The organism is Gordonia sp. SCSIO 19800, from assembly GCF_018132775.1.
GTDB lineage: Bacteria > Actinomycetota > Actinomycetes > Mycobacteriales > Mycobacteriaceae > Gordonia > Gordonia hongkongensis.
The window spans coordinates 324759-340067 of sequence record NZ_JAGRQM010000002.1 but is presented as its reverse complement, the minus strand read 5'-3'; the positions used below and the strand labels follow the sequence as shown (position 1 = coordinate 340067).

The 15309-nt window shown below is 68.4% G+C and carries 13 protein-coding genes; 4 read left to right on the top strand and 9 right to left on the bottom strand.

Translation table 11 applies throughout. From position 1 onward, the window contains the following. Window positions 1–108 precede the first annotated feature (108 nt). The 4 genes from KB201_RS03840 to rsgA all read left to right on the top strand — a co-directional run bounded on the left by KB201_RS03840 (window position 109) and on the right by rsgA (window position 3157). The gene (locus tag KB201_RS03840) at window positions 109–342 is read left to right on the top strand and encodes a hypothetical protein (protein ID WP_211538392.1); all 234 of its coding nucleotides are present in this window, start codon (window positions 109–111) and stop codon (window positions 340–342) included. Then, entirely contained in the window at window positions 343–726 is a 384-nt protein-coding gene (locus tag KB201_RS03835; protein ID WP_211538391.1) for a VOC family protein, read from the top strand. 72 nt (window positions 727–798) lie between these two features. Then, on the top strand, window positions 799–2100 hold the full coding sequence (aroA, locus tag KB201_RS03830) for a 3-phosphoshikimate 1-carboxyvinyltransferase (protein ID WP_211538390.1): 1302 nt from the start codon (window positions 799–801) through the stop codon (window positions 2098–2100). A gap of 22 nt (window positions 2101–2122) precedes the next feature. Beyond that, window positions 2123–3157: a ribosome small subunit-dependent GTPase A gene (rsgA, locus tag KB201_RS03825; protein WP_211538389.1), complete on the top strand. Its 1035-nt coding sequence runs from the start codon at window positions 2123–2125 to the stop codon at window positions 3155–3157. Between the two features lie 11 nt (window positions 3158–3168). Here rsgA and KB201_RS03820 read toward each other — a convergent pair whose 3' ends face one another. From KB201_RS03820 to hpf, 9 genes are all read right to left on the bottom strand, one after another. Beyond that, a complete protein-coding gene (locus KB201_RS03820; protein WP_211538388.1) occupies window positions 3169–4368 on the bottom strand; it encodes a fatty acid desaturase in 1200 nt (399 codons plus the stop codon). A gap of 72 nt (window positions 4369–4440) precedes the next feature. Then, window positions 4441–5784, bottom strand: coding sequence for a fatty acid desaturase (locus KB201_RS03815; RefSeq protein ID WP_078113331.1), 1344 nt, complete (start codon window positions 5782–5784; stop codon window positions 4441–4443). Window positions 5785–6016: 232 nt separating this feature from the next. Continuing rightward, window positions 6017–7159, bottom strand: coding sequence for a GNAT family N-acetyltransferase (locus KB201_RS03810; protein ID WP_211538387.1), 1143 nt, complete (start codon window positions 7157–7159; stop codon window positions 6017–6019). A gap of 82 nt (window positions 7160–7241) precedes the next feature. Continuing rightward, window positions 7242–8357, bottom strand: a complete 1116-nt coding sequence (locus tag KB201_RS03805; protein ID WP_211538385.1) for a ferredoxin reductase — start codon at window positions 8355–8357, stop codon at window positions 7242–7244. Window positions 8358–8433: 76 nt separating this feature from the next. Beyond that, on the bottom strand, window positions 8434–9000 hold the full coding sequence (locus KB201_RS03800; protein ID WP_211538384.1) for a hypothetical protein: 567 nt from the start codon (window positions 8998–9000) through the stop codon (window positions 8434–8436). 43 nt (window positions 9001–9043) lie between these two features. Next, window positions 9044–10528, bottom strand: coding sequence for a wax ester/triacylglycerol synthase domain-containing protein (locus KB201_RS03795; RefSeq protein ID WP_211538383.1), 1485 nt, complete (start codon window positions 10526–10528; stop codon window positions 9044–9046). 55 nt (window positions 10529–10583) lie between these two features. Continuing rightward, window positions 10584–11108, bottom strand: coding sequence for an Rv3235 family protein (locus KB201_RS03790; RefSeq protein WP_307814767.1), 525 nt, complete (start codon window positions 11106–11108; stop codon window positions 10584–10586). 263 nt (window positions 11109–11371) lie between these two features. Then, window positions 11372–14200 (bottom strand): preprotein translocase subunit SecA, encoded by a 2829-nt coding sequence (secA, locus tag KB201_RS03785; protein ID WP_068970072.1) that lies wholly within the window; start codon window positions 14198–14200, stop codon window positions 11372–11374. 152 nt (window positions 14201–14352) lie between these two features. Then, entirely contained in the window at window positions 14353–15174 is an 822-nt protein-coding gene (gene hpf, locus KB201_RS03780) for a ribosome hibernation-promoting factor, HPF/YfiA family (protein ID WP_078113326.1), read from the bottom strand. Window positions 15175–15309 lie beyond the last annotated feature (135 nt).

The window sequence follows — 15309 nt, the reverse complement described above, 5'->3', positions numbered from 1 at the left end:
CTAGGCCGCTGATCTTGCGGTTGTACTGCGACGACCGCACGATCGCGCAACGGTCGGGCCGCTCCCGAATCCCGCGCACCGCGCCCGGTTCGGCCTATCGTGGAACCCATGTCCCCCAGTTCTGATCCCGAGCCGATCGACGACGACGGGCGCATCGTCGACCCCGACCTCCCGCACGAGTGGCCGCACGATTCCGCGTTCGCGTTCGGCGATTCGACGCCCATCGGCGAGACGGAACGGCTGGCCCGCGAACGGGCCGCGTACGAGGCCGCGAGCCACGGGAGCGACCTCAACCGCGGACACGCCCTGGGCGGCTCCGCCGGCACCACCGAGGGGCAGTAGATGGAGGTCGTGGCCAGCCGGGTGCTCCTGCTCTCGGCCGATCCCGAACGCCTGCAGTCGTTCTACCGCGACCGGCTCGGGCTGCCGATCCACCGCGAGTATCCGGGTGGTGTCGTGTTCTTCGCCGGCAACGGGCTCATCGAGATCTCGTCGCACATGAAGACCGACGAGCCGGCCCCGTCCAGCGATTCGGTTCTCTGGCTTCAGGTCCGGGATGCCGAGGCCGTCGCCGACGAGTTCCGCGACCGCGGCGTTCCCGTGACCCGCGAACCGCACACCGAGCCGTGGGGTCTCATCGAGATGCACGCGACCGATCCCGACGGCCGGACCCTGATCGTCGTCCAGATCCCCGCCGATCACCCGCTGCGCAAGGACACGCGATAGATCGGGAACCCACCGCCGTGGACGGCCCATCGGCGCCGGGGAACGTGAGCACCCCATGACAGACTGGACGCCATGAGTTCCTGGAACGCGCCGACGATCACCAAAGGCGGCCTGGATGCAACCGCCGGAGGCGGCCTGGATGCAACCGTGGAGTTGCCGGGTTCCAAGTCGATCACCAACCGCGCTCTCGTCCTCGCCGCCCTCGCCGAGGGGCCGTCGACCGTCCGTGGAACCCTCCGGAGCCGCGACACGAACCTGATGCTCGCCGCGCTCGAGGCCCTGGGCGCCGAGATCCGCATCGACCCCGCGAGCGAGACCACGGTCTCGATCGTGCCCGGACCCCTGCGGGGTGCCGCGATCGACTGCGGCCTCGCCGGGACCGTGATGCGGTTCCTGCCGCCGGCCGCGGCCCTGGCCACCGGGCGCGTGATCTTCGACGGCGATCCCCACGCGCGCAAACGGCCGCAGACCACCATCCTCGACGCGTTGCGCGGGCTGGGTGTCGCCGTCGACGGCGATCGATTGCCGTTCACCATCGACGCCACCGGCACCGTGCCCGGCGGCGAGGTCACCATCGACGCATCCGGGTCATCGCAATTCGTGTCGGGGCTCCTGTTGTCGGCGGCCCGGTTCGAGGCCGGCGTCGTCGTCCGGCACGTCGGCGCGGCCGTCCCGTCGACCCCGCACATCGACATGACCGTGGAGATGCTGGCGACGGCCGGCGTCGTCGTCGACACCTCCGAACCGAATGTCTGGCGCGTTGCTCCCGGGCCGATCGCGGCCGTCGACTGGACGGTCGAGCCCGACCTGTCGAACGCGGCCGCGTTCCTCGCCGCGGCAGCCGTCACCGGCGGTACCGTGCGGGTGCCGTACTGGCCCGCCGTGACCACCCAGCCCGGTGCACGGATCGCGGACGTCCTCGCCGCGATGGGTTGCGCCGTCGAGCATCTCGACGGCACGCTGTCGGTGCGCGGACCCGCGGTACTCAAGGCCGTCGACCTCGACCTCCGGGACATCGGCGAGCTCACCCCCACCATCGCCGCGCTGTGCGCGCTCGCCGACGGGGAGTCGGTACTGTCCGGGATCGCCCATCTCCGCGGCCACGAGACCGACCGGCTCGCCGCGCTCACCACGGAGATCACCCGCCTGGGTGGGACATGCGCCGAAACCGGCGACGGACTACGCATCACCGGCACCGCCGGTTCCCCGTTACGCGGGGGGACCTGGGAGTCCTACGCCGACCACCGGATGGCCACCGCCGGAGCCATCGTCGGCCTGGTGACACCCGGAGTGGTGGTCGCCGACATCGAGACGACGAGCAAGACGCTGCCTGACTTCCCGGGGATGTGGCAGCAGATGCTGGGGCGCGCATGAGCTCTCGAGGACAGGCGCGCCGTTGAGTCGCCGCGCGGCGAGCTACGACGAATCCGACGTCCGGGTCCGTCCCGGGAAGGGCACCCGACCGCGCACCAAGACGCGACCGTCCCACGACGACGCCGAGCAGGGCATGGTGGTCTCGGTCGATCGCGGTCGCTGGGGCGTGGTGCTCGACGGCGACCCGGATCGGCGCGTCGTCGCGATGCGCGCCCGCGAACTGGGTCGCACCCCGATCGTCGTCGGCGACGACGTGTCGGTGGTGGGCGACCTGTCCGGCCGGCCCGACACGCTGGCGCGCATCGTCCGGGTGGCCGATCGTCGAACGGTGTTGCGCCGCACCGCCGATGACTCCGACCCCTACGAGCGGATCGTCGTGGCGAATGCTGATGCGCTCCTCATCGTGACCGCCATGGCGGATCCACCGCCGCGCACCGGATTCGTCGAACGCGCACTGGCCGCGGCCTATGTGGGCGGCCTGTCCCCCATCCTGTGCCTGACGAAATCGGATCTCGCCGATCCCGCCGAATTCACCGCGGCCTTCGCCGATCTCGACTTGCCGGTGGTGTGCGCGGGCCGCGACGACCCGCTCGACGAGATCCTGTCGACGTTGCGCGGTCGGATCACCGCATTCATCGGCCACTCCGGGGTCGGCAAGTCCACTCTGGTCAATCGTCTCGTCCCGGACGCATATCGGGCGACCGGCGTGGTGTCGGGAGTGGGCAAGGGCCGGCACACGTCCACCCAGTCGGTGGCGTTGGCCCTGCCCGATGACGGTGGCCCGCGTGGCTGGGTCATCGACACCCCCGGCATCCGGTCGTTCGGACTCGCGCACGTCGGACCCGACGACATCGTCGCCGCCTTCGACGATCTCCACGCCGCCATCGAGGAATGTCCCCGCGGCTGTACACATCTGGGCCCACCGGCCGATCCCGAGTGCAAGCTCGACGAGCTGACCGGTCACTCGTATCGTCGCGCGATGGCCGTGCGCCACCTCTTGGTGGCGGTCAGCGGCGGCGAGGGTGACGCGGCCGAGGAGCCACGGACGGCGGAGTGACCGCGCGCGTGCTACCGCCGGCGACGCCGGGCGCGCAGCTCGCGGATCGCGGTCTTGAGGCCGGCGGCGCGGGGGGTCATCCCGGCGAAACGCTTCTCCGACGCGGTTTCCGGGGCATCGTCGGCGGTGTCGCGCAGAAACGAGTCGGGCAGGGCCAGCTTGTTGATCGTGCGCAGCGTCTGAAGATACTGCACCACAATCGATCCCGTGGTGTAGGGCAGATCGTACTTGTCGCAGAGCGCGCGTACCCGCACCGCAATCTCGGCGTACCGGTTGCTCGGCAGGTCCGGGTAGAGATGGTGTTCGATCTGGTAGCAGAGATTTCCGCTGAAGAAGGCCATCGCGGGCCCGGCGTCGAAGTTGGCCGTGCCGAGCATCTGGCGCAGGTACCACTGGCCCTGGGTCTCGTTCTCGAGCGACTCCGCGGTGAACTTCTCCGCGCCGTCCGGGAAGTGCCCACAGAAGATGACGACGTAGGCCCAAACGTTGCGGATCAGATTGGCACTGAGGTTCGCGGTCAGCGTGTGCTTGAAGTTCGGTCCCGACAGCGCGGGGAACAGGACATAGTCCTTGGCCAACTGCTTGCCGACCTTGCGCGCGAACACCTTCAGCTGCGGGATCGCGACCTCTTTGGGTTTCTTCCCCGAGATGACGTCCTTGATGGAGAGGTCGTGCAGACCGATCCCCCACTCGAACAGCGCGGCGAGCAGGATGTTGGTGACCGGCTGGAGGAGCTGCTTGGGCTTCCACGGTTCGTCCCGTGTGACCCGGAGGGTCTTGTAACCGACGTCGTGGTCCATGTCGAGGACGTTGGTGTACTTGTGATGGATGTAGTTGTGGGAGTGCTTCCAGTGCGGCGAGGCGCACACCATGTCCCATTCCCAGGTGGTCGAGTGGACCTCCGGGTCGTTCATCCAGTCCCACTGCCCGTGCATCACATTGTGCCCGAGCTCCATGTTCTCGATGATCTTCGACAGCGCGAGCGCTCCGGTGCCCAGCAGCCAGAGCGGCCGGGAACGGCTGCCCATGAGAGCCGCGCGGCCTGCGACCTCGAGAGCACGGTGCGCCAAGATGGTGCGCCGGAGATACCGGACGTCGCGCATGCCGCGGTCCGCCTCGATCTCGCGGCGGAGCGCGTCGAGCTCGGCACCGAGTGCTTCCACGTCGGCGTCGGTCAGGTGCGCGTACTCGTTGATATCAGTGATTGCCATTGCGCCTCATTATGCCCCTGTCGAGGCCACTGCCTTGGTCTCGATGTGTGCCGGCCGTCTGACCTGCGCCGATCAGGCGGCCTGCTCGTCGGAGCGGGTGGCCGACGAATCGGCGCCGATCCGGGAGCGGAGCGAGCGAGGCGCAGTCCGGTCGCGCCGCCGGGAGCGGAGCGACGCGATGGCCGAGCGGAGTCCCCGGCGCGCGCCGGTGGTCTCGTCAATCGTCGCCTGCAGACGCGCGCCTTCGGGCAGGCCCTGCTTGAAGCGGCGTTCGGAAGCGGTCTCGGGTGCGTCGTCCGCGGTCGCCGACAGGTACTTGTCCGGCAGCGAGAGCTTGGCGATGGTCCGCCACGCCTTCGCGTACTGCACCGGGAACGGACCCGAGGTGTACGGGAGGTCGTACTTGTCGCACAGCGCGCGCACACGTACCGCGATCTCGGCGTACCGGTTGCTGGGGAGATCGGGGAAGATGTGGTGCTCGATCTGGTACGACAGGTTCCCGCTCATGAAGGCCAGGGGGAATCCGGCGTCGAAGTTGGCGCTGCCGAGCATCTGGCGCAGGTACCACTCCGCCTGCGTCTCGTTGTCGATGTCCTGCTTGGTGAACTTCTCCGCGCCGTCCGGGAAGTGCCCGCAGAAGATGACTGCGTTGCTCCACACGTTGCGGATGACGTTGCCGAGCGCGGTCGCGGTCGCAGCCTTGGCATACGCGCGGCCGTAGCCGACCTTGTGCCCCGTCGCGGCACTGACCAGCGCGGGATAGGCGAGGTAGTCCTTGGCGACCTGCTTGCCGATCTTCGACAAGACCTCGTTGCGATTGCGCCGGAACTCTTCCTGGGCCTCCGGGGTCTTGCGCTTCTTGCCCAGCTCGAGGTGCTGCACGGCGACCCCGTACTGGAAGGCGAGCGCGAGAATCGTGTTGTACACGAGATTTCCGTAGTTGAACGGACGCCACCGCTGATCGCGCGTGACGCGCAGCAGTCCGTAGCCCACATCGTCGTCCATGCCCAGCACGTTCGTGTACTTGTGATGGATGTAGTTGTGGGTGTGCTTCCAGTGCGCCGACGGGTCGGTGTTGTCCCACTCCCAGGTGGTGCTGTGCACCTCCGGGTCGTTCATCCAGTCCCACTGCCCGTGCATCACGTTGTGCCCGAGCTCCATGTTCTCGACGATCTTCGCGACGCCGAGGGCGCACGCACCCGCCCACCAGGCCGACTTCCGAGTCGAACCGAACAGCAGGGCGCGGCCGGTGACCTCCAGCCCGCGCTGGAATCGGATCGTGTTGCGCAGGTACCGCGCATCCCGCTCACCACGGTCGGCTTCGATGTCGGCGCGGATCGCGTCGAGTTCGGCTCCCAGAGCGGCCACGTCGGACTCGGTCAGGTGCGCGTATTCGGGGATGTCGGAGATCGCCATACGTGTGGTTCCCTTCGCCGGTGGTCGGTCGATGGCGCGACTTCGAGGTGCGCGTGTCAACCGCTGCCTACGCCTACGTTTCCGTAACTTACGCAAGCGTAGGTTGGCGACGGCGTCGTGTCCAGTGAGTGTGACGAACCGGGACTCAACCGATCAACGGAACGGGTTCCGTGCCGGCGAGGAAGCTGCACAGTCGACGCGAGACAGTGAATGGTCGACGGGGCGGGACTAGTCAGTCCTTGCGGTCGGCCTCGTAGTCGTCGCGGAACAGCTCGAATCCCACGAGGTCCTCGAAGACGCCGTCGGACCGGGCGGCGAGTTTCTGTGTGCCGAACTCGCGGAAGCCGGCGATGCGGGCGAGCTTCTTGCTGCCCTCGTTGCTGTCGGCGGCGAAGAGGGTGAGGCGGCGGAACCCCAGCTTGTCGAAGGCGTACCGGACCGCAGCCGGAAATGCCTCGCCCAGAACGCCTTTGCCGCGGGCCTCGGGGTGCGTGTAGAAACCCGCCTCGGCGCCGGTGACCTCGTCGATGTGCAGCAGGGTGATGTCGCCCAGGTAGTCGTCGGTCTCGCGATCCGCCACCGCCCAGGTGCATGTCGTGCCCTGCGCAGCCGTCCACCACTTGCGGAGGCGTTCGGCCGCGGCGTGTTCGAGTTCCAGCGGATCGGGGCGCGCGAACAGGTACTTGCGCGACACCGGGTCGTCGAGCGTCTCCCGGATGCGCGGGTCGTCGGTCTCCGCGAGCGGCCGCAGGCGGAACCGCTCGGTCTCGAAAATGTCTGTCCGCCAATCGGTCTTGGGATGCTGAGGATCGCCTGCGTGCAGCGATCCGACCCAGGCGTCGCGGATGTGACCGCGGACCTCGATGCCGTTGGGAACCGCGGCGTCGAGACGGAATCCGCAGGAGTGGGCCACCCGCAGCGCGTCGATGTTGCCGGCGACGGTCGTCCATCGGACGACCTCTTTGTCCGCTTCGGTGAATGCGTAGTTGACGGCCAGCAGGACGGCGCGCTTCATCACGCCCCACCCGCGGGCGTCGGGGTGCAGGTCGTAGCTGAGTCGGGTGAGCGGGCCCTCGCCCTCGATGTCGACGGTGCCGACGAACCGGCCGTCGAACTCGACGGCCCACAGCATCCGGGTGCCCTTCGCCCAGCTGCGCGGCGCATAGTCGAGGGCGAAGCGTTCGGCTGCCGCACGGCTGTACGGTGCCGGGATCGGGGTCCACCGCATCATGGCCGGATCCGCCGCGAGTTCGACCATCCGGTCGAGGTCGTGGGGCTCATGCGGCCGCAGGGTGACGCCTCCGTCACTCAGGACGGGGATCTCGCTGGGGGCCGGAGCCTCAGCGGTCACTGGTGCCTTCGCCGGCGTTTCCACAGAACAGATTCCTCTCGCCACGCACGTCGTTCACCCTACCGGCTCACCGATGGGCGCGAGCCACACGAGACGAAGACGCTGCTCAGACGGCGAGGGTGCAGTCCCCCGCCGCGGCGGAAACACAGGTCTGGATGCGTTCGCCCTCGACGTGTTCGACGCCCGAACGCAGGTCGCGCACGCATCCCTTGTCGAGCATGACCACGCAGCTCTGGCAGATCCCCATCCGGCATCCGAACGGCATCATCGCGCCCGCGGCCTCCCCCGCCTCGAGCAGCGTGGTCGCGCCGTCGACGACCGCCGATTTCCCGGACCGGGAGAACGTGACCGTACCGCCCTGTGCCCCGACGACGCCGCGTTCGAGGGCGAACCGCTCGATGTGCAACTGCTCGGTCAGGTGCGCCTCCGCATAGAGGCGCTGCAGGCCGTCGAGGAACCCGGCGGGTCCGCACGCCCAGGTCTGACGTTCGCGCCAGTCGGCGCAGAGGGACGGCAGCACGTCGGGAGTGATCTGCCCGTCGGTTCGCGTGTACTGCACATGCAGGTCGACGACGCCGCTGTCCGCCAGGTCCCGGAGTTCGTCGGCGAAGAGCAGATCGGCCGGCGTGGGCGTCGAGTGCACGAGTGTGATGTCGGTGCGCTGGTCGCGGTGTCGTGCGGTGCGCAGCATCGAGATGATGGGCGTGAGTCCGCTTCCGGCGGTCACGAAGAGAACCTTCGCCGGCAACGGGTCCGGCAGCACGAACTCCCCGCGCGGTGCGGCGAGACGGACGACCGTGCCGGGCCGGAGACCGTTCACCAGGTGACTGGACAAGAAGCCCTCGGGCATCGCCTTGACCGTGATCGAGATCGTCTTGTCGTTCGCCGACGAGTCGGGGGTCGAGGTCAGCGAATAGGAACGCCACGCCCAGCGGCCCTCCATCAGGACGCCGATGCCGATGTACTGACCCGGGGCGTAGTCGAACGAGAAGCCCCAACCGGGCCGGATGCGGATCGTCGCGGTGTCCTCGGTCTCCTTGGTCACCGAGACGACCTTGCCCCGCAGCTCGCGGGCCGACCACAACGGATTCGCCAGGTGGAGATAGTCGTCGGGCAGGAGCGGCGTCGTGATCCGGGTGAGCGCGGCGCGGGCCCACTGCGAGCCGCGGCTGCGGGCCGCGACGCCGGAAACCGGTTCCTCGAACCTCTCGAGCAAACCCATCTCACTTACCGCCTTCGACGTCGGGGAACGTGTCGGAGCCACCATAACCTACGCAACCGTAGGTTAGTGGTTCGGTTCAGAGCAGCTCGAGGAGGAACGGCAGTTCCTGAGTCGCGTACCACGCGAGATCGAAGTCCTCGACGTCGCCGACCGCGAGTTCGGCATCGAGGTCACCCATGTCGGCGGCGTCGATGACCACCACGGCCGCACGGACCTTCGGCTCCGCCTCGGCGACGTCGACATGCACCGACGCGATCGCCGACACCGGGACGGGCCCGGCGATCTTGACCACCGCGTCGTCCAGGTCGGGACGCAGTGTCACGTCCTCCACGTCGGCCGCGACGACCACGCGCCGGGGCGGCAGACGCGGGGTGTCCGCGGGGTCGGTGACCGCCTCGTCGGCGACCAGTTCGGACTCGGACTCGCGGTCGCCGGCCTCCGGGGCCTCCCCGGCGAGCAGGCGCAACGACGCACGCGCGGCCTCGCGCAGCGCGACCTCGGACAGCTCCTCGTCATCCCCGGAGACGAAGGCCTCACGCAGCGCGGGCGTCAGGGCGAAACCCGTGCCGCCCAGCGGACGGAACTCGCCGTCGGTATCGAGCCGCAACAGCATCGCCAACGTCGCCGGCAGGTACACCCTCATTCGTCAACTACTCCCGTTCGGCCAGCGGTAGGGCTGGGTCAGCTCATCTGGTCAGCTCTTCGTGGGACTCGAAGACGTAGTCGGCCATCGCGGGCAGATCGGCGATGACCCCGCGGTCGGCGACGAAGGCGAAGTGCAGATGGTCACGGTACTCGACCACGCTGATCGCCAGCGCACGCTGCGACACGAGGGTGGGAATCGAGAAGACCTGGCGCACCGGTGCGCCGAGGACGAAACGGTCCGGCACCGGCGACGTGCTCATCGCCACCGGCACGTTGTAGGCACGGCTGTTCAGCGACCGGAACGCCCGAGAGCTGATCTCCGGGAACGGCACCACACCCAGTTCGGGGAAGAGCGGGCTGGGACCGAGAGTCATCCGGCGCGGCGACTGCGCATATCGGTCGGCCAGACCGGCCACCTGCGCCAGCCGAACGGCCGGATTGCTCTCCCCCACCGGCAGATCGGTGACGAAACTCGGTTTGCCGACCCCGATCCACCCGGGTTCCGGCTCGGCCGCGCGCTCGACACCCGGGTCGCGTGCCGACAGCGGCACGACGACCCGCACGGTGTCGGCGGGCACCTCGGCCGGATCGAACGACAGCATCCACCTGCGCATGACCCCGGAGATGATGGCCAGCTCGACGTCGTTGATGGTGCAACCGTGATGCTCGGCGACCTTTGCGCAGCCCCGTCGCGGCAGCGCGACGGTGGTGAAGGACCGGGTGGTGGTACCCGCGTTGTTCAACGGACTGCGTGGCGCCGAGTCGGTCAGCTGCGACACCACGTCCCCCACGCGCCGCACGGTCGTGCCGACGGCGGACCGCATCTCGGACACGATTCCGTTGCCGTGGAGCACCGTGTCCACGAGGTCGCCCGGACGCGCGAGCGCCTCGGCGAGGGCACCGGCGACGAGATGGGTGCCGCCCGGCGGCCTGCCCGGCATCCACAACTCCTCCGGCAGCAGTTCCGCTGTCTCGGTGTCGTCGCAGATGACCTCACTGATCTCCCGGCTGCCCGCATCATCGATGAGGCATCGGTGCGACTTGGTCAGGATCGCGAGTCGGCCGTCGGCGAGACCCTCGATGAGATACATCTCCCAGAGCGGTCGCGTGCGGTCGAGCGGCCGCGACATCACCCGGGCGACGAGTTCGTCGACGTCGACGGCTCCACCGGGCCGCGGCAGACCCGCGCGACGGATGTGAAAGTTGATGTCGAAGTCGGGGTCGTCGACCCAGACCGGGCGCGCGAGCCCGAGCGTCACCTCACGGACGACCTGGCGATACCGCGGGATGAGTTGGAGGCGGTTCTCGACCAGCGAGACCAGGCCCGCGTAGTCGAGCGTCGACTGCCGTGACGCTCGCCTGGCCGCGTCGGACGCTTCGGATCCGGTGTCGCCCGGTTCGGCGTTCTCCGAGGTGGCCTGCGCGGCCGCGGGATCGACGATCAGCAACGCCCCGAGGTGGGTCGTGGACCGCGAATCGTCGAGGAAGTAGTACATCGCGTCGCGGGGCGACAGACGGGTGACCACGACGCCGATCGTAGCCGCCGACGCGGATTTCCGTGGTCTGCGCTGGAGCTACCCGTCAGCCGAACTCGAGGGCCACCAGCTGCCACCGGTATTCCACTCGACCCAACGATCGCCGGCCCGGGTCCGCGGCGCCGCGGACCCGGATCGGCTTGCGCTCGATGCGGCCCGCGAACGCCCGGGTCCGCCCACCTCCCTCGTACGAGCCGAACACCTCTGCGGCGCTGGGATCGCACACCTGGACGTGCACGCGCCGCAGCACGTTCCCGGTCGACATCTGCGTCGCCGCCGGCGTCGATGCGGTCCCTGGCGTCCCGGTTCCGGTCGGCTCCGGAATCCGAAAGGCGTCGTGCCGGACGAGGGCTGCGACCTGGTCGGCGATCGCCGGCGACACGACGTCGCCGAGGTGCGCGACCGAGCGACGCCGATCGACCACCTCGAACAGCAGCCGGGACACCGCAACGGTGAAGCGGCGGGCCTCGGCCGCGGCGACCGCGGTCTTGCGCGCCGAACCGGCACCCGGAGCCGACCCCGGGAACGGCCGGATGGCCGTCGGAGTCGCGAGGCCGTGCGGTGCTGCCACCACCGGACCGGCGGGCTCGTACGGCGGCGCCGGACGAACCCGGACCCGCGGTGTCTGCTGCGACGGCCGCGATCCGTGCGGCCGCGACGTGCTCGTGGGTGCGAGTTCAGGACCCGCCAGGAGTGGACGCATGGGATTTGGACGCACGGGGCGGCGTCCCGGTTCCATCGAATCCGAGAAAAACGTCGACGGTCGGTCCCGGACATCTCCGGGACCGACCGTCGGCGGTCACTGCTGGTGGCGGCACCCGCTTGGGGCGCCGGTCAGCGGCGCTGCTTCTTGGACTTCGGCGGCTTCGGCCGGGACCCCTTGGTGGTGGCGCGGGCCGCGGCGCGGCGCTCGCGACGGCTGGCGGATTCCGCGGCGCCCGAGAGCTCCTCCTCCTCGGAGTGCACGACCGTACCGCCGCCCTCGCCCGGGCCCGAGTATGTGACCGCCGCGTCCGCCGACTGAGTCGGGGCCCGCAGGGCGGCCGGGGCCTGAGCACCAGAGTCGGCGGCCGGAGCGGGAGCGGGCACCGGTGCCGGGGCACCCGCGCCCACGGCCGCGCGCAGGTCGGCAGCACTCGGGAGCGGTTGCTCGGCCGCCGGCTGCTGTGTCTGCACCTGCGCGTTGAACAGGATACTCAGCGTCTCTTCCTTCAAGCCCTCGAGCATGCCGTGGAACATGTCGAAGCCCTCGCGCTGGTACTCGACGACCGGGTCTCGCTGGGCCATCGAACGCAGGTGGATGCCCTCGCGCAGGTAGTCCATCTCGTACAGGTGGTCGCGCCACTTGCGGTCGAGCACGCTCAGCAACACGCTCCGTTCGAGCTGTCGCATCGCGCCCTCGCCGGCGATCGCGTCGATCTGCTTCTCACGGGTGTCGTACGCGGCGCGCGCGTCGGCGACGAGCTTCTCGCGCAGCTCGTCGGCCGAGATGTCATCGCGCTCACCGTATTCGGACTCACCGACGACATCCTTCGGATCGAGCTCGATCGGGTACAGCGCACGCAGTGCGGTCCACAGCTCGTCGAGATCCCAGTCCTCGGCGTAACCCTCGGCGGTCGCACCGTCGACGTAGGCCCCGACGACGTCGTCGACCATCTGCTTGACCTGCTCGTGGTGATCCTCGCCCTCGAGGATGGTGCGGCGCTCGGCGTAGATGACCTTGCGCTGCTCGTTCATCACCTCGTCGTACTTGAGCACGTTCTTGCGCATCTCGAAGTTCTGCTGCTCGACCTGCGTCTGCGCGCTGCGGATCGCCTTGGTCACCATCTTCGCCTCGATGGGGACGTCGTCGGGCAGCCGGTTCATGATCGCCTCGAGCGCACCGCCGTTGAATCGACGCATGAGCTCGTCGGCGACCGACAGGTAGAACCGCGACTCACCCGGGTCGCCCTGGCGGCCGGAACGGCCGCGCAGCTGGTTGTCGATACGGCGTGACTCGTGGCGTTCGGTGCCCAGCACGTACAGACCGCCGGCCGCGCGGACCTCCTCGGCCTCCTTCGCGGCGTCGGTGCGGGCGACCTCGATGGCCTCGTCCCACGCGGCCTCGTACTCGTCGGGGGTCTGCACCGGGTCGAGACCGGCCTTGCGAAGCCGGGTGTCGGCGATGATGTCGGGGTTGCCGCCGAGCACGACGTCGGTACCGCGACCGGCCATGTTGGTGGCCACGGTGACCGCGCCGAGCCGACCCGCCTCGGCGATGATCTGCGCTTCCTGCTCGTGGAACTTCGCATTCAGGACGCTGTGCGGGATCTCGCGCTTCTTGAGCTGGCGGGAGAGGTATTCCGAACGCTCGACGCTGGTCGTACCGATCAGGACAGGCTGACCCGTCGCATGGCGCTCGGTGACGTCGTCGACGACCGCGGCGAACTTCGCCTCCTCGGTCTTGTAGATCAGGTCACCCTGGTCCTTGCGGATCATCGGCTTGTTGGTCGGGATCGGCAGCACCCCGAGCTTGTAGATCTGGTCGAACTCGGCGGCCTCGGTCTCGGCGGTACCGGTCATCCCGGACAGCTTCTCGTAGAGGCGGAAGTAGTTCTGCAGTGTGATCGTGGCGAGCGTCTGGTTCTCGGCCTTGATCTCGACGCCCTCTTTCGCCTCGATGGCCTGGTGCAGGCCCTCGTTGAAGCGACGCCCGTCGAGCACGCGGCCGGTGAACTCGTCGACGATCATGACGTTGCCGTTGCGGACGATGTAGTCCTTGTCGCGCTGGAACAGCTCCTTGACCTTGATCGCGTTGTTCAGGTAGCTGACCAGGGGCGAGTTGGCGGCCTCGTAGAGGTTGTCGATGCCGAGGCGGTCCTCGACGAACTCGACGCCGGCCTCGTGGACACCGACGGTCTTCTTCTTGATGTCGACCTCGTAGTGCACGTCGCGCTCGAGCAGCGGGGCGATCCGCGCGAACTCGGTGTACCACTTGCTCGACCCCTCGGCGGGGCCGGAGATGATCAACGGGGTACGGGCCTCGTCGACGAGGATCGAGTCGACCTCGTCGACGATCGCGTACGAGTGGCCGCGCTGGACGAGGTCCTCGAGCGAGTGCGCCATGTTGTCGCGCAGGTAGTCGAAGCCGAATTCGTTGTTCGTGCCGTAGGTGATGTCGGCGGCGTAGGCCTCGCGCCGCGCGGCCGAGCTCATGCCGGTGAGGATGACGGCGGTGTCGAGACCGAGGAACCGGTGCACGCGGCCCATCCACTCGGAGTCGCGCTTGGCCAGGTAGTCGTTGACGGTGACCACGTGCACGCCGTCGCCGGAGAGCGCGTTGAGGTAGGCCGGGAGCACACAGGTGAGCGTCTTGCCCTCACCGGTCTTCATCTCGGCGATGTTCCCGTAGTGCAGCGCCGCCCCGCCCATGATCTGCACGTGGAAGTGCTTCTGGTCGAGCACTCGCCACGCCGCCTCGCGGGCGACCGCGAAGGCCTCGGGCAGCAGCTCGTCGAGCGACGCCCCGTCGGCGATGCGCTCTCTGAACTCGTCTGTCTTGGCACGCAACTCGGCGTCGGTCAACGCCTCGACGTCATCGGACAGCGTCTCGACGTGCGATGCGATCGCATCGAGTCGCTTGACCATGCGGCCTTCGCCGACACGCAACAGCTTGTTCAGCACCGTGGATCGAGTCCCTCACCTGTAGAAAACACACGGAATCCGGCCCGCGCGAACGCACAGACCGGATCCCATGGTACCGAGGTGAGCTGAGCAGACCCTGATCGGATCGTCGGACATCGACCGGATGACCGCCTGCGGGGCCCGCTCGGGCGTCAGGTCAACCTGATGAGCCCGTAGTCGAAGGCGTGCCGGCGATAGACGACGGACGCCTTGTCGGTCTCCTTGTCGTGGAACAGGAAGAAGTCGTGGCCGACCAGTTCCATCTCGTAGAGCGCGTCGTCGACGGTCATCGGCACGGCCGTGTGCTCCTTCACGCGGACGATCTGACCGGGTGTGTATTCCTCCACGCCGTCGTCCCACTGTTCGGCGGAGTCGGCCGCCGTCGAGTTCGAATCACCGACGAAACCGTCCACGGAGAGCTGGTTGTCGCGGAGGGGCGGCGCACCGATCTCGGTGGCTTCGGCGACCGAGAGCGGCCGACGGTTGCCGTGATGGACACGGCGGCGGTCCTTGACGCGGCGCAGCCGGGACTCGACCTTGTCGAGCGCGTGTTCGAGGGCGGCGTAGAAGTTCTCGCCGCAGGCCTGCGCCCGGACGATCGGCCCCTTGCCCGTCGCGGTGATCTCCACCTGTTGACAGACCTTGGACTGTCTCCGGTTGCGCTCGTGGTTCAGCTCGACGTCGAATCGGTAGATGGTCGGATCGAATCGCTCGAGACGAGCGAGTTTGTCGCCGACGTAGATGCGGTAGTGGTCGGGGATCTCGACGTTGCGGCCGCTGAACACGACCTTCGCGGTGGGTTCGGCCGGCTCGTCGGCGTCCACCGTTCCCGGTGGGCGGACGAAGGCGAACTCCGGATCGTAGGAATCGTTCTCGGTTGATCGGCGGTCGGGCACGGGACCCTCCTCCACGGTCGGCCGTGGGTCGGCGGTCTTCGGTTCGCGCTGGCCTTTGCGGTGGATGACTGTGGACATTCAACTACCTCCTGAATTGTCCCGAAGCCGGTTGAATCGCCGTGATCTGTTGTCGCACTGGCGATTCGAACGGCACCGAGGATGTGTCCATGTCAGCTGACAGCTGACACTCAAAGACAGGGGCATCACCTCCCG